This is a genomic window from Cupriavidus sp. GW823-FHT07B10 (assembly GCF_058794355.1).
Genome location: NZ_JBXAGS010000002.1, coordinates 172,163 through 196,746, shown reverse-complemented (window position 1 = coordinate 196,746; position 24,584 = coordinate 172,163). Strand labels below are relative to the sequence as shown.

23 protein-coding genes and 1 pseudogene are annotated in these 24,584 nt (G+C 68.7%); 10 read left to right on the top strand and 14 right to left on the bottom strand.

What is annotated here, in order from left to right; genetic code table 11:
* The first annotated feature begins 68 nt into the window (after positions 1-68).
* Positions 69-878, top strand: a complete 810-nt coding sequence (locus AC1Q6V_RS05720) for an IclR family transcriptional regulator (protein ID WP_010813726.1) — start codon at positions 69-71, stop codon at positions 876-878.
* A gap of 25 nt (positions 879-903) precedes the next feature.
* Here AC1Q6V_RS05720 and kynA read toward each other — a convergent pair whose 3' ends face one another.
* Genes kynA through kynB form a run of 3 tightly spaced genes read right to left on the bottom strand, consistent with a single transcriptional unit; the run spans position 904 to position 3,744 of the window.
* A complete protein-coding gene (gene kynA / locus AC1Q6V_RS05715) occupies positions 904-1,788 on the bottom strand; it encodes a tryptophan 2,3-dioxygenase (RefSeq protein WP_010813725.1) in 885 nt (294 codons plus the stop codon).
* Between the two features lie 13 nt (positions 1,789-1,801).
* Complete coding sequence (gene kynU, locus AC1Q6V_RS05710; protein ID WP_010813724.1) at positions 1,802-3,058, bottom strand: kynureninase; 1,257 nt, start codon at positions 3,056-3,058, stop codon at positions 1,802-1,804.
* Positions 3,059-3,093: 35 nt separating this feature from the next.
* On the bottom strand, positions 3,094-3,744 hold the full coding sequence (kynB, locus tag AC1Q6V_RS05705; RefSeq protein ID WP_010813723.1) for an arylformamidase: 651 nt from the start codon (positions 3,742-3,744) through the stop codon (positions 3,094-3,096).
* Positions 3,745-3,902: 158 nt separating this feature from the next.
* Here kynB and AC1Q6V_RS05700 point away from each other — a divergent pair, with 158 nt between their 5' ends.
* A complete protein-coding gene (locus AC1Q6V_RS05700; RefSeq protein WP_010813722.1) occupies positions 3,903-4,385 on the top strand; it encodes an Lrp/AsnC family transcriptional regulator in 483 nt (160 codons plus the stop codon).
* Here the strand turns inward: AC1Q6V_RS05700 and AC1Q6V_RS05695 are convergent.
* Positions 4,382-4,837 carry a MarR family winged helix-turn-helix transcriptional regulator gene (locus AC1Q6V_RS05695; protein WP_010813721.1) on the bottom strand — a complete coding sequence of 152 codons (456 nt, stop codon included), beginning with the start codon at positions 4,835-4,837 and terminating at the stop codon, positions 4,382-4,384. The genes AC1Q6V_RS05700 and AC1Q6V_RS05695 overlap by 4 nt on opposite strands.
* A gap of 17 nt (positions 4,838-4,854) precedes the next feature.
* On the bottom strand, positions 4,855-5,412 hold the full coding sequence (locus AC1Q6V_RS05690) for a flavin reductase family protein (RefSeq protein ID WP_010813720.1): 558 nt from the start codon (positions 5,410-5,412) through the stop codon (positions 4,855-4,857).
* A gap of 156 nt (positions 5,413-5,568) precedes the next feature.
* Between AC1Q6V_RS05690 and AC1Q6V_RS05685 the strand changes: the two genes are divergently transcribed.
* From AC1Q6V_RS05685 to msrA, 5 genes are all read left to right on the top strand, one after another.
* A complete protein-coding gene (locus tag AC1Q6V_RS05685) occupies positions 5,569-6,639 on the top strand; it encodes a 2,5-dihydroxypyridine 5,6-dioxygenase NicX family protein (RefSeq protein ID WP_010813719.1) in 1,071 nt (356 codons plus the stop codon).
* Positions 6,636-7,457, top strand: a complete 822-nt coding sequence (locus AC1Q6V_RS05680) for an alpha/beta fold hydrolase (protein WP_010813718.1) — start codon at positions 6,636-6,638, stop codon at positions 7,455-7,457. Before AC1Q6V_RS05685 ends, AC1Q6V_RS05680 begins: the two co-directional genes overlap by 4 nt.
* 88 nt (positions 7,458-7,545) lie before the next feature.
* Positions 7,546-8,799 (top strand): acyl-CoA dehydrogenase family protein, encoded by a 1,254-nt coding sequence (locus tag AC1Q6V_RS05675; RefSeq protein ID WP_439668123.1) that lies wholly within the window; start codon positions 7,546-7,548, stop codon positions 8,797-8,799.
* Positions 8,796-10,331 carry a class I adenylate-forming enzyme family protein gene (locus AC1Q6V_RS05670; RefSeq protein ID WP_454751171.1) on the top strand — a complete coding sequence of 512 codons (1,536 nt, stop codon included), beginning with the start codon at positions 8,796-8,798 and terminating at the stop codon, positions 10,329-10,331. Before AC1Q6V_RS05675 ends, AC1Q6V_RS05670 begins: the two co-directional genes overlap by 4 nt.
* A 78-nt stretch (positions 10,332-10,409) precedes the next feature.
* The gene (gene msrA, locus AC1Q6V_RS05665) at positions 10,410-10,952 is read left to right on the top strand and encodes a peptide-methionine (S)-S-oxide reductase MsrA (RefSeq protein WP_010813715.1); all 543 of its coding nucleotides are present in this window, start codon (positions 10,410-10,412) and stop codon (positions 10,950-10,952) included.
* A gap of 58 nt (positions 10,953-11,010) precedes the next feature.
* On the opposite strand, the pseudogene AC1Q6V_RS05660 reads toward msrA, so the two are convergent.
* The 6 genes and pseudogenes from AC1Q6V_RS05660 to AC1Q6V_RS05635 all read right to left on the bottom strand — a co-directional run.
* Positions 11,011-11,700: pseudogene (locus AC1Q6V_RS05660) on the bottom strand (CoA-binding protein); the annotation flags it as partial.
* Positions 11,701-11,870: 170 nt separating this feature from the next.
* A complete protein-coding gene (locus AC1Q6V_RS05655) occupies positions 11,871-12,923 on the bottom strand; it encodes a DUF72 domain-containing protein (protein ID WP_058696675.1) in 1,053 nt (350 codons plus the stop codon).
* Positions 12,924-12,938: 15 nt separating this feature from the next.
* On the bottom strand, positions 12,939-14,180 hold the full coding sequence (locus AC1Q6V_RS05650) for an SAM-dependent methyltransferase (protein ID WP_010813712.1): 1,242 nt from the start codon (positions 14,178-14,180) through the stop codon (positions 12,939-12,941).
* 229 nt (positions 14,181-14,409) lie between these two features.
* Entirely contained in the window at positions 14,410-15,048 is a 639-nt protein-coding gene (pdxH, locus tag AC1Q6V_RS05645; RefSeq protein WP_010813711.1) for a pyridoxamine 5'-phosphate oxidase, read from the bottom strand.
* A gap of 145 nt (positions 15,049-15,193) precedes the next feature.
* Positions 15,194-16,387, bottom strand: coding sequence for an MFS transporter (locus AC1Q6V_RS05640; RefSeq protein WP_454751170.1), 1,194 nt, complete (start codon positions 16,385-16,387; stop codon positions 15,194-15,196).
* Positions 16,388-16,695: 308 nt separating this feature from the next.
* Complete coding sequence (locus tag AC1Q6V_RS05635) at positions 16,696-19,047, bottom strand: AsmA family protein (protein WP_439670844.1); 2,352 nt, start codon at positions 19,045-19,047, stop codon at positions 16,696-16,698.
* Between the two features lie 211 nt (positions 19,048-19,258).
* Between AC1Q6V_RS05635 and tcdA the strand changes: the two genes are divergently transcribed.
* Positions 19,259-20,128 carry a tRNA cyclic N6-threonylcarbamoyladenosine(37) synthase TcdA gene (gene tcdA, locus AC1Q6V_RS05630; protein WP_081050145.1) on the top strand — a complete coding sequence of 290 codons (870 nt, stop codon included), beginning with the start codon at positions 19,259-19,261 and terminating at the stop codon, positions 20,126-20,128.
* A 15-nt stretch (positions 20,129-20,143) separates the two neighbouring features.
* Here the strand turns inward: tcdA and AC1Q6V_RS05625 are convergent, their stop codons facing one another.
* Entirely contained in the window at positions 20,144-20,722 is a 579-nt protein-coding gene (locus tag AC1Q6V_RS05625) for a P-loop nucleotide/nucleoside kinase family protein (RefSeq protein WP_010813707.1), read from the bottom strand.
* A 124-nt stretch (positions 20,723-20,846) separates the two neighbouring features.
* Between AC1Q6V_RS05625 and AC1Q6V_RS05620 the strand changes: the two genes are divergently transcribed.
* Complete coding sequence (locus AC1Q6V_RS05620; protein ID WP_010813706.1) at positions 20,847-21,287, top strand: bacteriohemerythrin; 441 nt, start codon at positions 20,847-20,849, stop codon at positions 21,285-21,287.
* A gap of 6 nt (positions 21,288-21,293) precedes the next feature.
* Here AC1Q6V_RS05620 and AC1Q6V_RS05615 read toward each other — a convergent pair whose 3' ends face one another.
* Together AC1Q6V_RS05615 and trxA are read right to left on the bottom strand one after the other, a co-directional pair.
* Positions 21,294-21,671 carry a cupin domain-containing protein gene (locus tag AC1Q6V_RS05615; RefSeq protein ID WP_454751169.1) on the bottom strand — a complete coding sequence of 126 codons (378 nt, stop codon included), beginning with the start codon at positions 21,669-21,671 and terminating at the stop codon, positions 21,294-21,296.
* Positions 21,672-21,741: 70 nt separating this feature from the next.
* Positions 21,742-22,587, bottom strand: coding sequence for a thioredoxin (trxA, locus tag AC1Q6V_RS05610; RefSeq protein WP_010813704.1), 846 nt, complete (start codon positions 22,585-22,587; stop codon positions 21,742-21,744).
* A 234-nt stretch (positions 22,588-22,821) separates the two neighbouring features.
* Here trxA and AC1Q6V_RS05605 point away from each other — a divergent pair, with 234 nt between their 5' ends.
* The gene (locus tag AC1Q6V_RS05605) at positions 22,822-24,537 is read left to right on the top strand and encodes a long-chain fatty acid--CoA ligase (RefSeq protein WP_010813703.1); all 1,716 of its coding nucleotides are present in this window, start codon (positions 22,822-22,824) and stop codon (positions 24,535-24,537) included.
* The last annotated feature ends 47 nt before the right edge of the window (positions 24,538-24,584 follow it).

Genomic DNA, 24,584 nt, shown 5'->3' with positions numbered 1-24,584 from the left:
GGCAAAACCCCCCGACACCCATGCCTTTGTGCGATGAGCGGACAACCGCCGACCTGAGAGGAGCCGCCTTGACCAGTCCGCCACTTTCTCCCGATGCCACGCCGCCCGCGCCGGTGCGCGACAGCGATCCCAACTTCGTCACCGCGCTGGCGCGCGGGCTGGAGCTGATGCGCTGCTTCCGCACCGGCGAGGCAATGCTCGGCAACCAGGACTTCGTGCGCCGCACCGGCTTCCCCAAGGCCACGGTGAGCCGGCTGGCCGGCACGCTGGTGCAGCTCGGTTACCTGCGCTATGACGAAAGCCTGGGCAAGTACGCGCTGGATGCCGGCGTGCTGGCGCTGGGCTATGCCTACCTGTCGGCGTCGGACGTGGTGTCGCTGGCGCGGCCGCATATGTTGGCGTTCGCGCAGTCATACGGGGTCTCGGTCTCGCTGGGCAAGCGCGAGCGCATGGAAGTGATCTACCTGGAATCGATCCGCAACGATGCGGGCGTGATGCTGGGGCTGGGCGTGGGCTCGCGGCTGTCGCTGGTGTCCAGTTCGATGGGGCGGGCATACCTGGCCGCGCTGCCGGCGGCGCGGCGCGAGCGGGTCATGGCTGAGTTCAGCCAGGCTTTTCCGGAGCAGTGGAAGCAGCAGGAGACGGCCACGCGCGCGGCCCTGGCCGAGGCGCAGCAGCGCGGCTATGCGGCGTCGTTCCGCGACTGGCATCCGGCCATCCATGCGTGTGCGGTGGCGTTCCGGCCGGTGGGGGAGAAGGAGCTGCACATGCTGAGTTGCAGTGCCTCCTATGGGGCGGTGGATGAGTCGGTGTTCCACCAGACGCTGGCGCCGGCGTTGCGGGCGCTGGCGGCAAGGTTGTCGGACCCGGCGGGGTGACGGCCAGGTCCGACGCGCGCAGGCGTTACAGGTCCGTGCGCAGCTTCCACAGTTCCGGGAACAGCACCACGTCCAGCATCTTGCGCAGGTAGCTGACGCCCTCGGTGCCGCCGGTGCCGCGCTTGAAGCCGATCACGCGTTCGACCGTGGTCACATGGCGGAAGCGCCACTGGCGGAACGAATCCTCCAGGTCCACGAACTTCTCGCCGAGCTCGTACAGTTCCCAGTGCGCCGACGGATTGCGATAGACCTCCAGCCACGCCGCCTCGACCGAGGCGTTGTACGCAGTCGGCTGGGTCCAGTCGCGCTCCACGCAATCCGCATCGACCGCAAAACCACGCCGCGCCATCAGCCGGATCGCCTCGTCATAAAGCGACGGCGTCTTCAGCGCGGTCTCCACCAAGGCCAGGTGCTCCGGCCGGTGCGCATGCGGTTTCAGCATGGCCGCGTTCTTGTTGCCGAGAATGAACTCGATCTCGCGATACTGGAACGACTGGAAGCCCGACGACATCCCCAGGTAAGGCCGCATCGCGGAATACTCCGGCGGCGTCATCGTCGCCAGCACGTTCCACGCCTGCACCAGCTGGTCCATGATGCGCGACACCCGCGTCAGCATCTTGAACGCCGGCGGCAGGCTGTCGGCCTTGACCGACTCGCGCGCGGCGCGCAGCTCGTGCAGCATCAGCTTCATCCACAGCTCGGTGGTCTGGTGCTGCACGATAAACAGCATCTCGTTGTGGTCCGGCGACAGCGGATGCTGCGCGCTCAGGATCTGGTCCAGGCCGAGATAGTCGCCATAGCTCATGTCCTTGGCGAAGTCCATCTGCGCGCCGTGCCAGCCCTCGCCCTGTGCTTTCGTGCCTGCCTCGCTGGCAGCGCCGGAGAAGGGGCATCCCTTGAATTCACTCATGATGCGCTCCCGATCAGGTCACCTGGCCGCGCGTCTGGAAGCGCGCGTCGCGATAGGCGCCGCTGTCCAGCACGTCGCGCAGGATTTCCACAGCATCCCACACCTCGGCGAAGCTGGTGTACAGCGGCGTGAAGCCGAAGCGGGCGATGCGCGGCTCGCGGTAATCGCCGATCACGCCGCGCTCGATCAGGGCCTGCACCAGCGCATAGCCGTCCGGGTGCTCCAGGCTGACCTGGCTGCCGCGGCGCGCGTGCTCGCGCGGCGTGACCAGCGTCAGCGGGTGGTGGCCGCAGCGCGCCTCCACCAGTTCGATGAACAGGTCGGTCAGCAGCAGTGACTTGGCGCGCAGCACCTGCATATTGGTCTGGGCGAAGATGTCCAGGCCGCATTCGACCATCGCCAGCGAGGTCACAGGCTGCGTGCCGCACAGGAAGCGGCGCACGCCTTCCACCGGGCGATACTGCGGATCCATCGCGAACGGCGCGGCATGGCCCCACCAACCCGACAGCGGCTGCCAGAAGGCATCGCGCAGCGCCGGCGCGACCCACACGAAGGCGGGCGAACCCGGGCCGCCGTTCAGGTACTTGTAGGTGCAGCCGATGGCGTAGTCGGCCCCGGCCGCCTTCAGGTTGACCGGCACCGCGCCGGCGGAGTGGCACAGGTCCCACACCGTGAGCGCGCCGCGGGCGTGGGCGAGTTCGGTCAGCGAGGCCATGTCCAGCATCTCGCCGGTCTTGTAGTTGACGTGCGTGAGCATCAGCACGGCGGTGTCGGCGCCGACGGCGGCGTCGATCTCGGCCGGCGAATTGACCAGGCGCAGCGAATAGCCCTGCTGCAGCAGGTCGGCCAGGCCTTGCGCGATGTACAGGTCGGTGGGGAAGTTGCTGGCCTCCGACACGATCACCTTGCGCGCCGGGTCGCGCGTCTGCTGCACGCGCAGCGCCGCGGCCAGCACCTTGAACAGGTTGATCGAAGTGGTATCGGTCACCACCACCTCATCCTGGCCGGCGCCGACCAGCGGGGCCAGCTTGTTGCCCAGCCGCTGCGGCAGCTCGAACCAGCCGGCGGTGTTCCAGCTGCGGATCAGGCCCTCGCCCCATTCCTCGGCCACCACCTGGGCGGCGCGAGCGGCGGCGGCGCGCGGGCGCGCGCCCAGCGAGTTGCCGTCGAGGTAGATCACGCCCTCGGGCAGAGCGAACTGGTCGCGCAGCGGGCGCAGCGGGTCTTGCTGGTCGAGCCGGATACAGTGCTCGCGGTCAAATGTCGTCATGTCGTGGGATTGGCCAGGGGTTGTTCGGGAATGGTTCAGTCAAGGCTGCGCAGCACCGCGCGCACCGGGCTGGCGTCGAGCCCGGCAAAGCGCAGCGGCAGCGCGATCAGTTCGTAGTCGCCGGCATCGACCTCATCCAGCACGATGCCTTCCAGGATGGCGAGCCCGTGCCTGCGCACGGCGTTGTGCGCGTCCATGGTCTTGGATTCCTGCGGGTCCAGCGACGGTGTGTCGATGCCCACCAGCTGCACGCCGTGCGCGGCCAGCAGCGCGATGGTCTCGGCCGCGACTGCGCAGAAGTGCGGGTCCCACTGCGCCAGCGGCGCCTGCCGGTAGGTGCGCAGCAGCACGCGCGGCGGCAGGCCGGCCAGCGCGTGTTCGATATGGCGCGGCTCGACCACCGGCGAGGCGCCGATGCAATGGATCACGCGGCAGGTGCCGAGGTAGGGCGTGAGCGGCACGGCGCCGATCGGCGCGCCGTCGGCGGCGTAGTGCAGCGGTGCATCGGCGTGCGCGCCAGTGTGCGGCGACAGCGTGATGCGGCCGACATTCACCGGGCAGTGCTCGTCCATCTGCCAGGCCGGCTGCTGCTGGAACGGCGTGTCGCCGGGCCAGACCGGGGTGGCGGGGGAGAGCGGCGGGCTGATGTCCCACAGCCGGCGCGGGTCTTGATTGGGGGCGGTCATAAGGGTGCGCGGCGCCTTTGCAAGGCGCCGTCGTTGTCTGCCTCGATGACGGAAATCATAGTCAAAATTGCCGGCAAGAGGCTTGCTAAATGGACCGTCGATGCGGTCATCTTTCGCATAAAATGCGAAGAATTGATGATTGGTCGAAGGAAATTCGAATGAACCTCGATCCCACCGACCTGCGCATCCTGACCTGCCTGCAGGAGAACGGCCGCATCAGCAACCAGGACCTGGCCGACCGCGTGGCGCTGTCGCCTTCGGCATGCCTGCGGCGGGTGCGCCTGCTGGAAGAGTCAGGGGTGATCGGCGGCTACCGCGCCTGGTTCGACGCCGAGCAGCTCGGGCTGGAGCTTGAGGCGATCGTGCAGGTCTCGATGCGCCATGATGTGGAAGGCTGGCACGACACCTTTATCGCCGCGGTTCAGTCGTGGCCGGAAGTGCTGTCCGCGTACATCATCACCGGCGACAGCAACTACATCCTGCGGGTGCAGGCGCGCAACCTGAAGCACTACTCGGACTTCATCGTGAACCGGCTGTACCGCACCAAGGGCGTGATGGATATCCGCTCGAATATCGTGTTGCAGCGCATCAAGGTGGACAGTTCGCCGCTGGCGATCCTGAAGGCGGCGGAGGGCGCCTAGCGTTGCGTATGCAGCGCAATCAGCTGCCGCAGGGCTTCTTTCAGCAGCGCGCCCTGGCGCGGGCCAAAGTCGTCCAGCACTGCGCGCTCGTGCTGGGCGGCGCGTGCCAGCAGCGGCTGGGCCAGCGCGAGGCCGCGCGGGGTGATCGAGATCAGCGCCTGGCGGCGGTCGGCCTGGCCGGCGCGGCGCGTCACCAGCCCGTCGGCGGCCATGCGGTCGACCAGCTTGGTCAGCGTCGGCTGCTTGGTCAGCGTGATTTCGGCGAGCGTGCCGATGGTGCAGTCGGGGCGGTCGGCCAGCGTGGCCAGCACGCGCCATTCCTGCACGGACAGGCCGCTGGCCTCCACTTCGCGGTGGAATTCGCCCGAGATCAGGTGGCTGGCGCGGGCCAGCAGGTAGGCCAGGTAGCCATCGACAAAGGGCAGGGGGGATTGCGCGGGCAGGTCCGCCATGATGGGCCCGGTGCCGTTCAGAGGTCGAGGGGGGCGGTGGTGGTGAACTGGCCGCCCTGGAATACCAGCGGGCCGTCGCTGCCATCGAGCACGCCGCAGCGCTCGACTTCACCCACGAAGATGATGTGGTCGCCCTCGTCGTAGCGGCTGCGGTTGTGGCATTCGAACCAGGCCAGCGCATTGGACAGGATCGGCAGGCCGGTGGCCGAGAGCCGGTAGTCGACGCCGGCGAAACGGTCGCCCTTGAGGGTGGCGAAGCGCTGGCACAGCTCCAGCTGCGAGGCCGACAGCACGTTGATGATGTAGTGGGTGCCGTCGCGGAACATCGGCAGGCTGTTGGCGCGCGTGGCCATGCTCCACAGCACCAGCGGCGGATCCAGCGACACCGAATTGAACGAACTGGCGGTGATGCCGATGAACGGCGGCGCGCCGGCGGCGACCGACGCGGCGCTGGCGCGGGTAGTGATCACCGTCACCCCGGTTGCGAACTGCGACAGGGTGCGGCGGAAGTGCTGCGCATCGAAATCTGGTGCGGCGGCGCTGGTGATCTGTGGCTGGGCCTCAGGCATGCCCATGGGGGCTCCGCTGGAGTTCATGAAATTTCATATATATTATTCGCGCCATGGGCATCGAGTACAAGCCCGGCGACCACCAATCCGCGATGCGGGCGTTGGCTGGCGCACAAAACCAGGCGAGCCCTGCCGCCATACAAGAACAACCGGAGACAAGTCATGCTCATCGAGCAGATCGAACACCGCTGGCTGGCGGCGTTCCGGCGCACGCTGGAACTCTGTGCCCTGCAGGGTGCGGAAGTCGTTGGAATTGTAACGGAGTCGCAATCCCGCCCTGTCAACGTGGCCTTGGCCGAACTGGCCGTGCAGTCGCTGGGCGCCACCCCGGTGCGGATCCAGGTGCCGACACCGGCACTTGGCGCGCCCGCGCCGGTGCGCTCCACCGGCGCCAGCGATGCCTTGCAGGGCCTCGCGCCGGTGGTGGCGGCCTTGTCGCGCTGTCACCTGGTGCTGGACTGCACGGTGGAAGGCCTGCTGCACGCGCCGGAACTGCCGCTGATCCTGCGCGGTGCCGACGGCATCGTGCCGCGCATGCTGATGGTCAGCAACGAACATCCCGAGATCCTGGAACGCTGCCAGCCCGACCCGGCGCTGGAAGGCACCGTGCGTGCCGCCATGAAGCGCCTGCGCGGCGCGCGCGAGATGCGCGTGCATTCGCCGGCCGGCACCGAGCTGCGCATCGGCCTGGCCGACGCCCGCGTGGGCGGGGTCTGGGGCTTCTGCAACAAGCCCGGCCAGGTCTCGCACTGGCCCGGCGGGCTGTGCCTGGCGTTTCCGGCCAGCCGCCAGGTCAACGGCACGCTGGTGCTGGCGCCGGGCGACGTCAACCTGACCTTCAAGACCTACCTGCGCGATACCGTGGTCTGCCATATCGAGGACGACTACATCGTCGGCGTCGAGGGGCAGGGCGTCGACGCCGACATGATGCGCGGCTACTACCAGGCCTGGGCCGATCGCGAAGGCACGCGCGATGCGTATGCGGTCTCGCACGTGGGCTGGGGCCTGAACCGGCTGGCGCGCTGGGACGCGATGACTTTCTACGACAAGCGCGACTGCAACGGCACCGAGCTGCGCGCGTTTGCCGGCAACTTCCTGTTCTCGACCGGCGCCAACGAGGTCGCCGGGCGGCATACGCTGGGCCATTTCGACCTGCCGCTGCGCAACTGCACGGTGTCGCTGGATGGCCGCAACGAGGTGGAAGCGGGCACGCTGGTGGAGGTGGCGGCATGAGCGCGACCGCGACGATGCAACGCCACGCCAACGGCATCGCCACGCTGGCCTGGGGCGATGGCCCGGTGGCGGTGGTGATGCTGCACGGCATCGGCGGCGGCAAGGCCGCCTGGCCCGCGCAGGGCGAGGCGCTGGCGCAGGCCGGCTACCGCGCCGCGGCCTGGGACATGCCCGGCTACGGCGACAGCGCCCTGATCGATCCCTATGACTTCGACGGGCTGGCGCAAGCGCTGGCGCCGCTGCTGCAGGCCGAGCGCGACGCCGGCCGGCGCGTGGTGCTGCTGGGCCACAGCATGGGCGGCATGGTGGCGCAGCAGGCCTGCGCGGCCGCGCCCGCGCTGATCGACGGCATGGTGCTGTCCGGCACCTCGCCCGCCTTTGGCAAGGGCGACGGGCCCTGGCAGCGCGACTTCATCGCCGCGCGCACCGCGCCGCTGGACGCCGGCAGGACCATGGCCGAGATGGCCGCCGGGCTGGTGCGCACCATGGTCGCGCCCGATGCCGAGCCACAAGCCGTGGCCTTTGCCACGGCGGTGATGGCGGCGGTGCCGGCGCCAACCTACCGCGCGGCGCTGGGCGCGCTGGTGCGCTTCAACCAGCGCGACGCGCTGCCGCGCATCGCGGTGCCGGTGCTGGCGCTGGCCGGGCAGCACGACACCAATGCCGCGCCCGAGGTGATGGAGCGCATGGCGCAGCGCATTCCCGGCGCCGAATACCGCTGCCTGCCGGATGTCGGCCACCTGGCCTGCATGGAGCGGCCCGCGCTGTTCAACGAAGCGGTGCTGGATTTCCTGCAGCGGCGCTTCCCCGTGCACTGAACCACGCCGCTTCCCGGCAACGCAACACAAGAACCGCCGCAGCGCCGCCACCGCATCCGGCGCGAGCAGGAAAACAGGAGACCGCGACATGCCATCCGGACAGCTCGACTTCATTCCCGCCATCGGTACGGCGGACTTTACCCCGCAACAAGCGCGCCTGCTGGCGCTGGCCAACCGCCTCGGCCGCGAGCGCTTCGCCGCGCGCGCAGCCACCTGGGACCGCGAGGCCAGCTTCCCCTTCGCCAACTATGCCGACCTGCGCGAGGCCGGCCTGCTGGCCCTGTGCGTGCCGCAGGCGTTCGGCGGCGAGGGCGCGGACTTTGCCACCTACTGCATGGTCGGCGCCGAGATCGGCCGCTACTGCGGGGCCACGGCGCTGACGTACAACATGCATATCTGCTCGACCATGTGGACCGGCGTGCTGTCCGACGGCATCGACATGACGCCTGAGCAGCGCGCCGAGCACGAAGCCCGGCGCGAGCTGCATTTCTCGCGCGTGGTGCGCGATGGCGCGGTCTATGCGCAGCCGTTCTCCGAAGGCTCCGCCGCTGCCGCGGGCAAGGCGCCGTTCGGCACCACCGCGCGCAAGGTCGAGGGCGGCTGGGTGCTGAACGGGCGCAAGATCTTCGCCTCGCTGTCGGGCGCGGCCGACTACTACGGCATCCTGTGCACCGAGGACCGCGGCGACCAGCATCCCGACATGCGCGACACGCTCTATATCGCCGTGCCCGGCAAGGCGGAAGGGCTGACCGTGACCGGTGAGTGGGACCCGATGGGCATGCGCGGGACGGTATCGCGCACGCTGCTGCTCAAGGACGTGTTCGTGCCCGACCATGAGCAGCTGATGCCGCGCGGCGTCTACTACCGTGCCGCGCAGACCTGGCCGGCAATGTTCTTCACGCTGTCGCCGACCTACCTGGGCGTAGCCCAGGCCGCCTACGACTTCACCGTGCAGTACCTGCGCGGCGAGGTGCCGGGCCAGCCGCCGGTCAAGCGCCGCATGTACCCGACCAAGCAGATCGCGGTGGCGCAGATGCGCATCCAGCTGGAAACCATGCGCTCGATCTTCTGGCGCGTGATCCATGAGGCCAGGCCCAATCCGACCAAGGACGAGCGCCTGCGCCTGTACGCCGCGCACTACACCGTGATGGAAGGCGCCAACGACATCGCCCGGCTGGCGATCCGCACCTGCGGCGGCCAGTCGATGCTCAAGGACCTGCCGCTGGAGCGGCTCTACCGCGACTCGCGCTGCGGTGCGCTGATGCTGCCCTGGACCGCCGAGCTGATCCTGGACCGCATGGGGCGCGAGACCCTGTACGAATCCGGCGAGCGCGACGAATGAGCGCCGCCAGCCGCGCCATGCGCGCGGGCGCCGCCGGGCTGGGCGCGCTGCCGGCCATGCTGCATGGCCATGCCGCCGCGGCGCCGGGGCGGCCGGCGTTGCACTACCTGGGCCGCACCTTCACCTACGGCAAGCTGTGGCGGCGCGTCGAGCGTGCCAGCGCCCACCTGGCAGCGACGTGGGGCATCCGCGCGGGCGACCGCGTCGGCACGCTGTGCCTGAACCACGAGTTGCAGCTGGTGCTGCTGTTCGCCTGTGTGCGTGTCGGGGCGATGTTCGTGCCGCTGAACTACCGGCTGGCGCCGGCGGAGCTGCGTACCATTGCCGGCCACGCGCAACTGGCCGCGCTGTTCCATGACGAGCGCCATGCAGGGCTGGCGCAGGAGGCTGGCAGCGGCTGCCAGGTCGCGCATCTCGACCGGCTGATCGACCATCCCGCGCCGTTCGGCGTGGCCCATGCGCCGGTGCCGGACGATGCGCCGCTGCTGCTGGCCTACACCTCCGGCACCACCGGCAAGCCCAAGGGCGCGGTGCATACGCAGGCAGGGTTGCTGGCCAATGCGCGCGCCAGCTGGTGGGCGCACGGCATGACCGCGGACGACCACGTGCTGTCGGTGCTGCCGATGTTCCATGTCGGCGGGCTGTGCATCCAGACGCTGCCGGCGCTGCTGGCCGGGGCGCAGGTCACGCTGCACGACCGCTTTGCTCCGGACGCCTGGCTCGGCGCGGTCGCGCAGGCGCGGCCGAGCCTGTCGCTGATGGTGCCGGCCACGCTGCGCGCGGTGCTTGAGCATCCCGGCTGGCCCGGGGCCGACCTGTCGGCGCTGCGCGGCGTGATGGCAGGTTCGTCGACCATCCCGCTGTCGTATATCGAGGCCTTCCATGCACGCGGGGTGCCGCTGGGGCAGGTCTATGGCGCGACCGAGACCGGTCCGGTGTCGGTGGTGCTGAAGCTGCAGGATGCGATGGCCCGGCCTGGCTATGCCGGCTGGCCGCAGCCGGAGGCGCAAGTCCGGCTGGCCGGTCCGGACGGTGCCGAGGTGGCGCCGGGCGAGGTTGGCGAGCTGTGGGTGCGCGGCGCCAACGTGATGGCTGGCTATTGGAACCAGCCTGATAACGGCCTGCCCGACGGCTGGTTCCATTCCGGCGACCTCGCGCACCGCGATGCCGGCGGCTGCATCGAAGTCGTCGGCCGCAGCAAGGACATGATCATCTCGGGTGGCGAGAACATCTATCCCGCCGAGATCGAGAACGTGCTGGCCGGCCTGCCCGGCGTGCAGGAGTGCGCGGTGGTCGGCGTGGCCGATGCGCGCTGGGGCGAGGTGCCGGTGGCGGTGATCGTGCCCGCGCCGGGCGCGCCGCGCGACGCGCTGGGCGCGGAGCCGCTGCGCGAACTGCTGGCCACGCGCATTGCCCGCTTCAAGCTGCCGCGCGAGGTGGTGCTGCTGGAGGACCTGCCGCGCAGCGCGCTGGGCAAGGTGCTCAAGCCGCAACTGCGCGCGATGCTGGAGGCGCAGCGCCAGCCTGGCTGAATCTGCTGCAAGGGCGCCAATCTGCGCTTATGCTTGAGGCCGTGACACCACAGACGACAACGCAAGGGGGCGGCGCAAATGGAACATGGACTTGAAACGGCCACGCTGGGGGGCGGGTGCTTCTGGTGCCTGGAAGCGGTCTACCAGCAGGTCGATGGCGTGGTGGCGGTGGAGTCCGGTTATACCGGCGGGCACGTGGATCACCCGACTTACCAGCAGGTTTGCGAGGGGGATACCGGGCACGTCGAGGTGGTCCGTGTCACCTTCGATCCGTCGGTGATCAACTATCGCCAGATCCTGGAGATCTTCTTCGCCATCCATGACCCGACCACGCCGGACCGGCAGGGCAACGACGTGGGGCCGCAGTACCGGTCGGCGATCTTTACGCATTCGGAGGCGCAGCGGGCCACGGCGGAATACGTGATGCGGGAGTTGGCTGCCGCCAAGGTCTTTGATGCGCCGATCGTGACGCAGGTCGAGCCGGAGCAACCGTACTGGCGCGCCGAGGCAAGTCACCAGAACTACTACCAGGATCATCCGAGCCAGGGGTACTGTGCCTTTGTGATCTCGCCGAAACTGGCCAAGTTTCGAAAGCAGTTTGGGGGCAAGTTGAGGAAGTAGGGACCGGGCGCTGGGTCGGCGCCAAAAGCCGACCCTAGTTTCCCTGCGCAAACATCGCGTAACCGACCACGGCCGCGGTTTGCGGATCGTCCGCGAGGTAGTCGAGGTAATCCGAATAGTCCAGGCAGGCTTCGTTGCCGGTATTGATGAACTGGTGGAAGCCCACGTCCATCTGCCTTCCTGTGGCGTAGACGATGGCGCAGACGTTGCCGCTCTGGGTCAGCAGGCTCACGGCACCCGGGCCGTCCTGCGGCGGGAACGCGCGGAACGTGGTGGCAAATGCGGTGATGGCGCGCGTGGTCAGGTTGGCCAGCCCCATGCAGTTGGGTCCGGCGATTGCCATGCCGCTCTCGCGGGCGAAGGCCGCAAGTGCGGCCTGGCGCCCGGCACCAGCTTCACCGGCCTCGGCAAAGCCCGAGGCGTAGACGATGGCGGCACGGACGCCGCGGGCATGGCAGCGCTGCAACTGCGGCAGCACCTCGTCCGCGCCGAGCTCCAGCACCGCCACGTCAGGCACCTGCGGCACGGATTCGATATCGGGATAGCACGCCAGGCCGGCGATCTCGGCATAGCGCGGATTGACCGGATACACCTGACCCTGGTATCCAAGGCGCTGCAGGTGGTCCAGCGCCACGCCGCCGATGCGGCTGGTATCGCGCGAGGCGCCGACAATGGCTATCGAGGCAGGATCAAGCAGCTGCGGCAGGGCGGCGCGGCCCGGTGTGCGCGCCGTAGTGGAAAGGGGCATCGTCGTCTCCATCCTTCCTCGGTTGGAAGGTGCCCCGATTCAAGCCGATCGCGTGGGTGGGGACAAGCGCATGGCCTCCAGCTGTGCATATTATGCACAAGTGTTCAGGCGGTGATGGCCGTTGCCTGCGGGAGCGGCCTATCGGCCACTGTGCACTGCCGGCAAGCGATTCACCGCGCCAGCCTCGCAATGATCGACTCGGCCAGCCGCACGCAACTCAGCGGCGCGCAGCCCTCGGCATTGTTGCTGACAATGACGATGGCAGGCTGCCCCGCGCGCAGCGTGCGTGCCACCACATCGGCAATGGCATGGCGGGTGTCGGGGTCGTCGTCGACGATGCGGTCGAAGGGTGCGTACAGCTTTTCCGCGTAGGCGTAGGGCCGGCCCCCATGCAGCATCCAGCGCAGCACCAGCGGGCCTGGCGCTTCCTCGTCCATCAGCGCCTGCGCCGCGGCCTGGCGCGGCACCGGCGGCAGGCGGTCGCGTGCCGACAGGCAGAAGCGCACCCCGTGGCGGCGCAACAGCCGGATATAGCGTGGCGTCAGCAGTGCTGGGTCGCGCAGCTCTACCGTGTAGCACGCATGCGGGGTGATCGACGGATCGAGTGCCGGCAGCGCGCCCAGGAAGGCATCGAGCCGCTCCAGGAACACGGCGCTGTCGGCCAGCGGACCCATCGGCGACAGCTGGAACAGCAGCGGCCCGCATTTGCTGCCCAGCCCGCTGGTGGCGGGCACGATGAAGTCGCGCACCGCGATCTCGGCATCGAGGAAGGCAGCGTTGGCCAGCCGGCCGGCGCCGTCGGAGCCGCGCAGCCAGGCATCGCAGACGCTGGCGGGCGCCTTGACCAGGAAGCGGAAGCCGTCGGGGACCTGCGCGGCATAGGACAGGTAGTCCGCCAGCGGGATCGGCCCGTAGAAGCCGCGGTCGATGCCGGCGGCACGCAGCAGCGGATGGCGCGAATATGCGGCCAGGCCCTTGCGCGACAGCAGGCTGTCGCCGTACTCGCCGTCATAGACCAGCCCGTTCCAGCCGGGGTAGGCCCAGGAGGATGTGCCGAAGTACAGGTTCGATGGCAGCTGCGCGGCGAGCGCGCACAGGGTTTCGTCCGCCTGTGCGGGTTGCACGCTCTTGCCACGCGCAGGTTTGCCGGAGGGGGCGGCGGGCGGCTCCGCAGGGGCAGGTGGGGCGGGCTGGAGCAGCCCGCCAAAGAGGTCTTCAGTCAATCGCCGGCGTTGCCTTCAGTCGTTGCGGCCAATGGGTTGGTCGTAGATATAGCGGCGCGACCACGGCAGGGTATCGGCCGGCAGCCCGGCCTTGTGGCAGAGCACCTGGTAGATCGACATCTTCTCGGTCTCGAAGGCATGTGCGCAGCCGGCCAGGTAGACCCGCCAGATGCGGTATTTCTTCTCGCCGACCAGGCTGCGGATGGTGTCGCCGCGGGCCTCGAAGTTGTCGGCCCAGTAGTGCAGCGTCTGCGCGTAGTGGCGGCGCAGCAGTTCGACGTCGAAGGCTTCCAGGCCGCCTTGCTGCAGCGTGCGCAGCACCAGCCCGATATGCGGCAGCTCGCCCTGCGGGAACACATAGCGGTCCATGAACTCGGCGCCGTCCATCGGCGTCGCGCCGTTGTCGGGGTCGGGCGAGGTGATGCCGTGGTTCATCACATAGCCGTCGTCGGCCAGCAGTTCGCGGATGCGGCTGAAGTAGCCGGGCAGGTTGTCCTTGCCCACATGCTCGAACATGCCGACGCTGGTGATGCGGTCGAAGGTGCCGGCGGTGTCGCGGTAGTCCTGCAGCCGGATCTCGATGCGGTCGGACAGGCCCGCGGCCCTGACACGTTCGGTGGCCAGGTCGAACTGGTTCTGCGACAGCGTGATGCCCACGCAGCGCGCACCGAACTTCTGCGCGGCGCGCAGCACCAGCGCGCCCCAGCCGCAGCCGATGTCCAGCAGCGTCTGGTCAGGCTGCAGCCGGATCTTGGTCAGGATGTGGTCGATCTTCTTGATTTGCGCCGTGGCCAGGTCTTCGTCGCCGTGCTCGAAGTAGGCGCAGGAGTAGACCATGTTGGGATCGAGCCAGAGCTGGTAGAAGTCGTTGGAGACGTCGTAGTGGTACTGGATCGAGTTCTTGTCTTCCTGCTTGGTATGCGCGAAGTGCTGCGCCGCCTTGAACAGCGCGCCGCCGGCGCGGTGCGTGGCCGCGGCCGAGAAGCCGTAGGCGACCTTGATGATGTCCGTCAGCCTGCCCTCGAAGTCGATTTTCTCCTGCACATACGCTTCGCCCAGGTTGTCCAGGCTCGGCGTCAGCAGCAGCGGCAGGGCCGCGGCTTCGCGTACGGTCAGCGTGACAGCCGGCTTGTCGAAGTGCCCGAGCGGGTATTCGATGCCATTCCACAGCCGCAAGCTGACCGGCAGATTGGCATTCTCTCGCAGGTCGGCGATCCAGTTGTCGAGTTGCTTTTCCAGGGCTTGCTTGAAAAACATGCGCTTTACCTCCCGATGGTTGCGGCACACGCTGCGGCCGACGCATCAGGCAAGGTTGGTACTGAGCTGGAACCTTGCCCAATCCTCGAGCGCTGCAAGAAAAGAGTAACCAAGCGACGCCGGTCTCACTTTAGTCCAATTCCGCAGCTTGTGCAGCGCACCGCCCAGAAGACCCCACTACCGACCCGTTCGGCGCAGTTGGCGCATGTTCAGGCGCGTGCCAACCGTTTCAGGGCGACAGCCGCACGATCTGCCAGTCGCCGCCGGGTTGCAGGCGGAAGGCAATGCGGTCGTGCAGCCGCGACGGGCGGCCCTGCCAGAACTCCAGCGCGGTCGGCACCAGGCGGTAGCCGCCCCAGTGCGGCGGGCGCGGCGGGTTTTCGCCGAACTTGCTGCGGTATTCCTGCTCGCGCTGCTCCAGCACGTCGCGGCCGGGCACCTCGCGGCTTTGCGCAGAGGCCCAGGCGCCCACGCGCGAGCCCAGCGGGCGCGTGGCGAAATAGGCGTCGCTCTCGTCGTCCGAGACTTTCTCGACGCGCCCTTCGACGCGTACCTGGCGCTCCAGCTGCACCCAGTGGAACAGCAGCGCCGCGCGCGGGTTTGCCGCCAGGTCCAGGCCCTTGCGGCTTTCATAGTTGGTGAAGAAGGTGAAGCCGCGGTCGTCGATGCCCTTGAGCAGCACGATGCGCGCGGACGGCTGGCCGTCGGCGTCGACCGTGGCCAGGGTCATGGCATTGGGTTCGGGCAGCTTGGCCGTGACCGCCTCGTCGAACCAGCGTTTGAACTGGCTCATCGGGTCGGGCGCTACGTCGGTTTCGGACAGAGAGCCCAGCACATAGCTACGGCGAAGGTCGGCAAGTTGAGTCATGTCGCAATCATCAGGATATCGGTCGGGATGCGCGGTGCGCCCGGGGGCGGGGGCCGCAGGTCCGGCTGATTCGAGTATAGCGAATGCATCGGGGATCGCATTTGCGTGGCGACAAACGTATCGGCAGCGCCACCTGCCGCGGCGGCTAAACCGGCGGTGGCAGCACCTTGCGCCCCTGGCGCCGCGAGTAGTAGCCGGCCGCGCCCATCGCGCCCGCCATCGACAGGAAGATCGGCAGCATGCCCAGCGCCGTGCCGACCACGCCAAACGTGAGCGGCCACACCACCTGGCTGGTATTGAGCACCGCCGAGCGCAGGCCCAGTGCCTCGCCGGCGCGGCCGTGCGGCGACGCCGTGTGCAGGATATTCATGACATTGGGTTGGGCGCTGCCCAGCGCCAGGCCCAGCACGAAGGCCAGCCCGCACATCAGCCAGAACTGCGTGACCAGGGGGTAGGCCAGGTAGGCCAGCGCTCCCACCAGCAGCGCGCTGCGGATGATTTTCCACTCCGAGAGCCGGCGCGACACCGCCGGCATGGCCACGCGGATGGCAAAGGTGGCAATCGCGAAAGCGCCCAGCACCCAGCCGATCGACGACGGCGACAGGCCGATGCGCGAGCCCTGGATCGGGATCAGGAAGGCGTGCAGGTCCCATGCGGCGGACAGCACCGCGCTGGCGATAAAGACCGCGCGCAGCTCGGCATGCTGCAGCAGGTCCAGCGTGGAGTGGCGGCTGCCGTCCTCGATGGCGATGCGCCCGGCATTGCCGCCTTGCGCCGGCAGGCGCGGACGCAGCCATTGCAGGCCGGCCTGGCCGACCAGCGCCACCGCCACCAGCACCATGAAGGCGGGACGGAAGCCCGCATGCTCGATCACGTAGCCCATCGCCACCGGCCCGAGCGTGCCGGACACCGACAGCCCCAGCGCATGCCAGGTGTAGTTGCGCAGCCGGGTCTCGTTGGTGGAGACCTGGCCGATCAGCAGCTGCATCGCCACCTGGACCAGCATGAAGCCCACGCCGGTCAGCGCGCATGACAGGTACAGCGCGCCGAGGTCGTGCCAGAGCGCCGGCAGCAGCGTGCCCGCCACCACCATCAGCGAGCCCGCGGTCATCGGCTTGCGCGGCCCGATCTCGTCGATGCGCTTGCCGGCGCGGATTGCCAGCAGCATCGGCAGCACCGCATACAGCGACATCAGCACGCCGAGTGTGATGGTGGAGGCTTTGAGGGAAATCGCGAACAGCGACACCACCACGCGGCTGGCATTGAAGGCCACGTGGTTGCACACCGTCAGCGCGATCAGCCAGGTGATCGGCGGGACGGCGGCGTGCGGCAGCGACATGGGAACGGGGGCTCGCGGTGGCCGCGCTCGTGGCGGCCGGCGGCCGTGCCGAGGCGGGAAAATAAAGAGGAAACAAAGGGCGGCCGCAGCCGCGCCTTCAGAAGGATGCAGCGGGCGAACCCGCACCGCACCCGATGCTTGCCATGCTTAAACTTCTTGTAAATGGCCGTTTAATTATGCGCCCGGCGTGGGCGCGGCACAACGGCTGTGTGCGGCAGGATGTCGCAGCGGGGCAAAGTGTTGCGATTTTGCTTCAGACAAGGGCGGACATGTGGCCGCCAGGCGACGCGCCATGGTTTGCACGCGCCTCAACCGCCCTTGTACAGGGGATCGTTGTCCGGGCGCGCCGGTGCCGGCGCCGGCTTGCGCTCCTCGCGCTCGCTGGCGCGTGCCGGCTGGCGGGTCTGGGCGTCAGCCTGCGCGGCGGTCCCCGGCGTTTCCTTTGGGATCGGCCTGCCGGCGGTCATGCCGGCGGTCTTGCCGGTCCTGGGATCCTTGTAGGTCTTGCCCGGCGGCGGCGCGACCGGGCGTTTGCGCAGGTCGGCCAGCAGCGTTGCGCACAGGTTGTCTTCGCCGTCCGGGGACAGGTCCACCAGCGGCAGCACCGCAGTCGCCACCGGTGCCAGCAGCGCCAGCGACAGCGCGCCGCCGGCGCGCAGCGCCAGCACCCCGATATCGGGGCTGACGGACGGCTTCTTCATGGTGCCGCCCACGTACAGTGGCGAGCGCAGCGAGAACACGCGCAGGCCCTTGGAGTCCGGGTGGATGGTCAGCGCCAGCCTTTCATTGCGCAGGTCGATGCCGCCGGTGGTTTCGACCACCGCATCTTCCGTATCCAGCACAAAGGTGCGCGCGCGCGCGATGCCGTCGGTGAAGGCAAAGTCGCTGACGCCGCAGTTGATCCGCACCGGCCTGTCGCCGAACAGCTTGCGGATCACCACGCTGCCCACGTTCAGCCCCATCGCTTCAAGCAGGAACTTGCTGACCGTGCCGTTCTCGACCAGCAGCTTGGCTTCGCCGTTGGAAGACGCCATCAGTGCCGCCACTGAATTGCCGGTGGCCGAGAGCTTGGCGCTGCCGTTGAGTTCGCCGATGCTGGTGCGCATCAGGTCAAAGGTGGGGAACAGCTGCTTGAGCTTCATGTGCCGCGCGGTCATGTCGACCGTGGCCCCCATCGGCTCGCGCTTGCCGTCCAGGCGCATGGTCGACACCAGGTTGCCGCCGGCCACGCCGAAATTCAGCGGGTCCAGCAGCAGCACGCCGTCCTGCAGCTTCAGGTGCGTGACCAGGTCGGTGATCGGCAGGTCGGCATCGCGGATGATGCGCTTGCCGGCAAAGCGCACGTCGGCGTCGATCTCGTCCCAGCGCTCGGTGCGGAATGGCGCCACCGGCAGCGCCTTGTCGGCCGGCTGGGCCACCGGGCTGTCCTTGGCGGGGCGTCCGGGCTTGGCATCGGCGCCGATCAGCGGCGCCAGGTCGACAAAGCGCAGCTGGTTGGACACCAGGTTGCCGGCCAGCAGCGGGCGCGGCTCGCGCTTGGTAAAGGTCAGCGTGCCGGACAGGTCGCTGCCGCCGACGCGGCCGGTGAACTTCTGGTACTCGTAGATCGAGCCCTGCTTGCGCAGCGTCGCCATCAGCCGGCCGCGGGTCTGGTACGGGGGCGTGGACGGCAGCACCACGCCGGTCAGCGCATAGAGCCTGGCCATGCTGTCGCCGCTCAGGGTCAGGTGCACGTCCAGCGCGGCCAGGTGGGCCGGGTTGGTCACGGTGCCTTCGATCACGGCGCGGGTGGTGCCAACCCGCACATCGGCCAGGATCGGGAAGGGCACGTCGGCGTTGCGCAGGCTCAGCACCGTGCCGGCCTTGCCGCTGGCGTTGATGGTGGCCTCGTTGTAGCGGCCGGTGGCTTTCCAGCGCACGCCGTAGCGGTCGTCGGGGCCCTTGGCCGTGGCCGGCGGGGCGGAAACGCCCGGCGCCGAAGCCGCTGGCGCGGAGGCTGCCCTGGCCGCGCCGGGTGCACTGGCCGGGGGCCCTGGCGGCACCGCGGAGGCCTCGGGCGCGACCAGCGCGCCGTCGCGGGCCTTGTCATAGAGCGGGCTGCCGCCAATGGTGTCGAGCTCCGCCTGCAGCTCGATCTTCTTGAGCTGGTCGGCCAGCGCCAGGTTGCCGCGCGCCAGCACCACCTCGCCGATATGCAGCTCCCATTCGGACGGGCCCTTCTTGGGGCCGAACTCGAGGGTCCAGTTGTTGCGGGCGTCCGGCAGGCGCTCCAGCCACACCGCTGGGCTGTCGACGACAATGGTCGGCACCGCGATCTGGTGCGCCAGCAGCGGTATCGGACGCAGCACGAAGATCAGCTCGCGCACGGTTGCCAGGTTGGGCTGTTTGGCCCAGTCGGTATTGGCGATGGTGATGTCGCGCGCCGACAGCCGCGGCCACGGCACCAGCGTATGCCAGCCTTTCTCGCCCTCACCGCGGCGCCAGGTCACGGTCAGGTCGCCGTTGATGGCAAAGGGGCGGCCGATGGCCTCGGTGACGCGGTCATTGAGCCAGGGCTTGAGGCGGTTCCAGTCGAAGGTCAGGATCACGACCACCAGCAGCGCGATCAGCGCGATGGGTGTCAGCACACTCCACAGAACAACCTTGCGGCGCACGGGCATGAGGCGGGCTCTCCTGTCTGGCGGGGGGCAGGGCCGGGGCCGCCCACGCCAGCGCGGGGCGGCGAACGGACCACTGCACGTCTATTGTATAGTTGCGCGCTTCCTGTCTTTGTCGGGGATTGGCTGACATCGCCGCCGGAAAATGCCGGATTCTTGCCCCGCGCAGCCAAGCGCCGACCCTGCCGCACTCCATCGACCCGATACCTCCAGCATGAACGATGCCGCACACGACCTGGCCGGCCTGCCCGAGCCGCTGACCCACGAAAGCCCGGCCGAGGATGACTACCACCGCCGCTTCGGCGGCGTGGCAAGGCTCTACGGCGCCGCCGGCCTGGCCCGCCTGGAGGCGGCCAGCGTGTGCGTGGTCGGCATTGGCGGCGTCGGCAGCTGGGCGGCCGAGGCACTGGCGCGCAATGCGGTCGGGCGCATCACGCTGATCGACCTGGACCATATCGCGCTGTCCAACACCAACCGCCAGATCCATGCGCTGGGCGATGCCTACGGGCGCGCCAAGGTCGAGGCCATGGCCGAGCGCATCGTGGCCATCAACCCGCGCTGCCGGGTAACGCAGGTCGATGATTTCGTCACGCCGGACAACGTGCCCGAGCTGCTCGGCGCCGGCTATGACTACGTCATCGACGCCATCGACGCGGTGCGCGTCAAGACTGGGATGCTCGGCTGGGCCCGGCGCCAGGGCGTGCCGGTGATCACCTGCGGCGGCGCGGGCGGCCAGCTCGACCCCACGCGCGTGCGCATCGACGACCTGGCGCGTACGATCCAGGACCCGCTGCTGTCCAAGGTGCGCGCCGGCCTGCGCAAGCAATGGGGCTTTACGCGCGACCCGAAGAAGAAGTTCGGCATCGCCGCGGTCTATTCGGACGAGCCGCTGCAATATCCCGAGCCCGAGCAGCAGGCCTGCGAGATCGACGAGGCGCCGCCGCTGGACCTGCAGCCGGGCCAGCCGGCCATGCGCGGCCCGCAGGGGCTGGCCTGCGCGGGCTTTGGCTCGTCGGTGGCGGTGACGGCGGTGTTCGGCTTTGTCGCGGCGTCGGCGGTGATCGGCGCGATCGCGCGCGGCTGAAGCCGCCCGGGCCGCTCAGGCGCTCAGCGCGCGCAGCAGCCCGTCGATCTCGGCGTCGCCGGGTGCAAGGTTGTCGAAGAAGATCAGCTCCGGATAATCCGCGGGCGCCGGCATGAAGCGCCGGGTGCGGTAGGCTTCCCAGTGGCCCAGCTTGTAGGCGTCGTTGGGATTGCCGCGCCGGATGATGCGCGCATGGGCCTCGTCTTCAGGCAGATGGACCCAGACCGTGCGCACCGTCGTGCCGGCGGGCACGTGCAGCCAGCCGGGGTCATGCAGCAGGTGGGCCTTGACCTCGCGCGACAGCGGGCCGATCACGATCACGCTGATGCCCAGCGCCAGGTTCTCGCGCGCGGTGTCGAGCAGGCCCTGGTATTCCGGGTCGCGCAGGTTGTTCAAGTAGGCCGGGCTGTCGCGGTCATTGGGGTCGCCGGTGATCGCGGCCATGGCCGCGGCGCTGTAGCGGCCGTACAGGGTGTCTTTGTCGAGCAGGCAGAAGGGCTCGCCGGTGGCCTGCATCAGCGGGCCGATCAGGCGGTGGGCGAGGGTGGTCTTGCCGGTGCCGGCATGGCCGCAGAAGAAGATCAGTCTTGGCATGAGGGTTTGGTGTAGCGGACAGGGCGCATCGCCCACAGCATACCCCCTGGGCTTGCGCCAGATCAGGCCCGGGCCGCGCCGATTCGGTATCCTTGCCGTTTTCTCCCACGATTGCCGTCGATCCATGGACGCCAAAGACCAGCTTTCCTCCGCCGGCCTGCCGGACCACCTCCATCTGGGCGAACCGGTCACCGACGCCACCCATGCCGAGTTCGTGCAGCTGCTGGCCGCGGTGGCCGGCGCCGACGACGCCGGCTTCCTGGCGGCGATGGACGAATGGATCGACCATACCCGCCATCATTTCGCACAGGAAGAGCAGTGGATGGAGGCGATGGGCTTCGGCCCGCGCCATTGCCACGCGGGCGAGCACCAGCAGGTGCTGGCCGTGGCCGCCGCGGTGCGCGACAAGGTGCACACCGATGCCGAGTTCCAGCTTGGCCGCCGCCTGGTGGCCGAGCTCTCGGGCTGGTTCGACCATCACGTCAAGTCGATGGACGCGATGATGGTGGAGCATATGCGCGAGCACGGCTTCACGCTGGTCGAAGGCCCGGTCACGGCGGCCTGAGCGCAGTCAGGCCGGGTGGGCGGAGTCGCGGTCGATCACCACGAAATACTTGCGCACCGGTGCCAGCACCTCGAACAGCCCGGTAAAGCCGGCCGGGATCACGCAGGCGTCGCCGGGGCCGAAGTCGCTGGCCTGGCCGGCATCGTCGCTGATGCGGATGCGGCCGCTGATGACATGGAAGAACTCTTCCTTGCCAGCCGGAAAGGCGATACGCCAGGCCCCGGGCTCGCATGCCCAGATACCGCAGTCGAAATCGCCGTGGTGCGCGCTGTAGTGCGTCCAGGTGGTGCGGTCGGGGTTGCCTGACACCAGCCGGTCCGGGCGCGGGCGGTCGTGGCTGGGGGCGGGCTCGGCCTTGAAGTCGATCAGGCGGGGCGCTGGCATGGCGGATGGCAGGAAAAATGGCGGAACTGAGTCCGCCAGTTTACCGCGCCGGGGCCCGCGGCCCGGCCGTTCAGTTCAGCGCCGTGCTCAGCTGGCGGCGCCAGTGCGACACCACGTCGGGCCGGTCGGCCAGCATCTCGAACACCGACAGCATGGTCTTGCGGCCGATATCGTCCTCGAAAGTGCGATCGGTGCGCACGATTTCCAGCAACTGCTCCAGCGCCGGCTCGTACTGCTGGCGCGCGATCAGCAGCCTGGCCAAGTCCCGCCGCGCCGCCAGATCGCGCGGGTCGGCGGCAATGCGCGCGCTCAGGGTGGGCTCGTCCGGCAGGCCGGACAGGCCCTCCATCGCATCCATGCGCATGCGCAGCGCGGCATGGGCGTCCTGCTGCGCGGCCTGCGGCGACAGGGCCTCGAACTGCGACCTGGCCTCGGCGATGGCATTGCCGTCCAGCAGGAAACCGATATAGGCCAGCCGGGCGGCGTCGGTCTCGGGGTCGAGCGCAATGGCTTCGTCGAACTTCGCCTCGGCGCCGGCCCGGTCGCCCTCGGCGGCCAGTTGCAGCGCGTCATGCAGGGCCGTCTGCGCGGGCCTGGGCATCAGCCGCCCGAGGAATTCACGCAGGCCGGACTCGGGCAGCACGCCGATGAACTGGTCCACCGCCTGGCCGTCGGCAATCGCCACCACATGCGGGATGCTGCGCACGCCGAAGTGCGCGGCCAGGTCCTGGTTCTCGTCGACATTGACCTTGACCAGCTTCCACTGGCCGCCGGCCTCGGATTCCAGCCGTTCCAGCATCGGGCCCAGCGTGCGGCAGGGGCCGCACCACGGCGCCCAGAAGTCGACCAGCACGGGCGCCTGGCGCGAGGCCTCGATCACTTCGGTTTCGAAATTCTGCAGGGTCACGTCGCTCATGGGAAATCCTGGATCGGGGAGAGGCGGGAGCGGCCAGCCCGGGCGGGCCGCCCGAAGGGGCAAGGCAATCTATACCCCTATTGTGAGGGCGAAGGCGCCGAATGCAACGCCCTGTGCCAATACCGTGCCCGCAGGGTTCGGGAAAGTCTGCGGTTGAAAATAGAACGATCGTTCGGTTATAGTCCTTGATCATACCAAAAGCCCCGGTCCGCGAGACCGCACAGGAGACCTTGCATGCAGACCCCAGCTCGCCCGCATTTCCAGTTCTGGCCGAAGCGCCTGCCGACCGCCATCGTGCTGCCGGAGACCTCGCTCTGGGCCAACCTGGAAGTCTCGGCGCTCCGCTATGCCGACAAGGCCGCGATCCGCTACTTCGGCAATGCCATCACCTTCCGTGAGCTGGAGGCGCAGGCCACCGCCCTGGCCGGCTGGCTGCAGCAGAAGGCGGGCGTGAAGAAGGGCGACCGGGTGCTGCTGTACATGCAGAACTGCCCGCAGTTCATCGTCAGCTACTACGCCATCCTGCGCGCCGACGCGGTGGTGGTGCCGGTCAACCCGATGAACCGTGCCGAGGAATTCAAGCATTACGTGACCGACGCGCAGGCGCGCGTGGCGATTTTCACCGCCGACCTGGCCGCCGGGGTCGAGCAGGCGCAGGCGGAGCTGGCGCCGGCCGAGCGCCTGGAGCATATGCTGGTGACCCAGTATGCCGACGCGCTGCCGCCCACGCACGAACATCCGGAAGACGCGCCGCCGGCCTGGCTGACCACGCCGCATCCGCTGCCCGCGGGCGCCACCGCGTGGCCCGAGGCACTGGGTGCCGGCCTGCAGCCCGGCCCGCACACCGCCGGCCCGGACGACATGGCGGTGATGCCCTACACCTCGGGCACCACCGGCTTCCCCAAGGGCTGCATCCATACGCACCGCTCGGTGATGCACAACATCGTCGGCGGCTCAACCTGGTCGGGCTCGGGCGCCGAATCGGTGATCCTGTCGGTGCTGCCGCTGTTCCACGTCACCGGCATGCAGTACGGCATGAACGGCCCGATCTACAGCGGCGCCACCGTGGTGATGCTGCCGCGCTGGGACCGCGAGGTGGCCGGCCGCCTGATCTCGCGCTACCAGGTCACGCACTGGACCAATATCCCGACCATGGTGATCGACTTCCTGGCCAGCCCCAACCTGGCCCAGTTCGACCTGGCCAGCCTGCGCTATATCGGCGGCGGCGGCGCGGCCATGCCGCAGGCCGTGGCCGAGCGCCTGCGCGAGCAGTTCGGGCTGAACTACCTGGAAGGCTACGGCCTGTCCGAGACCATGGCGCCGACGCACAGCAACCCGTCGGACCGGCCCAAGCTGCAGTGCCTGGGCGTGCCGACCTTCAACACCGACGCGCGCGTGGTCGACCCGGTCACGCTCAAGGAACTGCCGCCCAACGAGATCGGCGAGATCATCGTCAGCGGCCCGCAGGTGTTCAAGGGCTACTGGGGCAAGGAAGACGCCACCCGCGACGCCTTTATCGAGTTCGAGGGCAAGGCCTTCTTCCGCACCGGCGACCTGGGCCGCATGGACGAAGAGGGCTACTTCTTCATCACCGACCGCCTCAAGCGCATGATCAATGCGTCGGGCTTCAAGGTGTGGCCGGCCGAGGTGGAGAACCTGCTGTACAAGCATCCGGACGTGCAGGAGGCCTGCATCATCGGCACGCGCGACCCGTACCGCGGCGAGACCGTCAAGGCGGTGGTGGTGCTGCGCGCCCATGCCAAAGGCAAGACCACGCCGGAGCAGATCATCGAATGGGCCAAGGAGAACATGGCCGCCTACAAGTACCCGCGCGTGGTGGAGTTCGTTGAGGCGCTGCCGAAGTCGGGCACCGGCAAGGTGATGTGGCGCCATCTGCAGGAATGCGAGAATGCGCGCAACACCGGCGCAGAGGAGAGGCCCGCGGCCTGAGGCAGCCGGGTAGCCAATGAAAAAGGCTGGTCGACCGACCAGCTTTT

Bases quoted from the DNA above. Each gene is read 5' to 3' on its own strand.
- kynA (WP_010813725.1), bottom strand. From the start codon at position 1,788: ATGAGTGAATTCAAGGGATGCCCCTTCTCCGGCGCTGCCAGCGAGGCA.
- kynU (WP_010813724.1), bottom strand. From the start codon at position 3,058: ATGACGACATTTGACCGCGAGCACTGTATCCGGCTCGACCAGCAAGAC.
- kynB (WP_010813723.1), bottom strand. From the start codon at position 3,744: ATGACCGCCCCCAATCAAGACCCGCGCCGGCTGTGGGACATCAGCCCG.
- AC1Q6V_RS05700 (WP_010813722.1), top strand. From the start codon at position 3,903: ATGAACCTCGATCCCACCGACCTGCGCATCCTGACCTGCCTGCAGGAG.
- AC1Q6V_RS05695 (WP_010813721.1), bottom strand. From the start codon at position 4,837: ATGGCGGACCTGCCCGCGCAATCCCCCCTGCCCTTTGTCGATGGCTAC.
- AC1Q6V_RS05690 (WP_010813720.1), bottom strand. From the start codon at position 5,412: ATGGGCATGCCTGAGGCCCAGCCACAGATCACCAGCGCCGCCGCACCA.
- AC1Q6V_RS05685 (WP_010813719.1), top strand. From the start codon at position 5,569: ATGCTCATCGAGCAGATCGAACACCGCTGGCTGGCGGCGTTCCGGCGC.
- AC1Q6V_RS05680 (WP_010813718.1), top strand. From the start codon at position 6,636: ATGAGCGCGACCGCGACGATGCAACGCCACGCCAACGGCATCGCCACG.
- AC1Q6V_RS05675 (WP_439668123.1), top strand. From the start codon at position 7,546: ATGCCATCCGGACAGCTCGACTTCATTCCCGCCATCGGTACGGCGGAC.
- AC1Q6V_RS05670 (WP_454751171.1), top strand. From the start codon at position 8,796: ATGAGCGCCGCCAGCCGCGCCATGCGCGCGGGCGCCGCCGGGCTGGGC.
- msrA (WP_010813715.1), top strand. From the start codon at position 10,410: ATGGAACATGGACTTGAAACGGCCACGCTGGGGGGCGGGTGCTTCTGG.
- AC1Q6V_RS05650 (WP_010813712.1), bottom strand. From the start codon at position 14,180: ATGTTTTTCAAGCAAGCCCTGGAAAAGCAACTCGACAACTGGATCGCC.
- pdxH (WP_010813711.1), bottom strand. From the start codon at position 15,048: ATGACTCAACTTGCCGACCTTCGCCGTAGCTATGTGCTGGGCTCTCTG.
- AC1Q6V_RS05640 (WP_454751170.1), bottom strand. From the start codon at position 16,387: ATGTCGCTGCCGCACGCCGCCGTCCCGCCGATCACCTGGCTGATCGCG.
- AC1Q6V_RS05635 (WP_439670844.1), bottom strand. From the start codon at position 19,047: ATGCCCGTGCGCCGCAAGGTTGTTCTGTGGAGTGTGCTGACACCCATC.
- tcdA (WP_081050145.1), top strand. From the start codon at position 19,259: ATGAACGATGCCGCACACGACCTGGCCGGCCTGCCCGAGCCGCTGACC.
- AC1Q6V_RS05625 (WP_010813707.1), bottom strand. From the start codon at position 20,722: ATGCCAAGACTGATCTTCTTCTGCGGCCATGCCGGCACCGGCAAGACC.
- AC1Q6V_RS05620 (WP_010813706.1), top strand. From the start codon at position 20,847: ATGGACGCCAAAGACCAGCTTTCCTCCGCCGGCCTGCCGGACCACCTC.
- AC1Q6V_RS05615 (WP_454751169.1), bottom strand. From the start codon at position 21,671: ATGCCAGCGCCCCGCCTGATCGACTTCAAGGCCGAGCCCGCCCCCAGC.
- trxA (WP_010813704.1), bottom strand. From the start codon at position 22,587: ATGAGCGACGTGACCCTGCAGAATTTCGAAACCGAAGTGATCGAGGCC.
- AC1Q6V_RS05605 (WP_010813703.1), top strand. From the start codon at position 22,822: ATGCAGACCCCAGCTCGCCCGCATTTCCAGTTCTGGCCGAAGCGCCTG.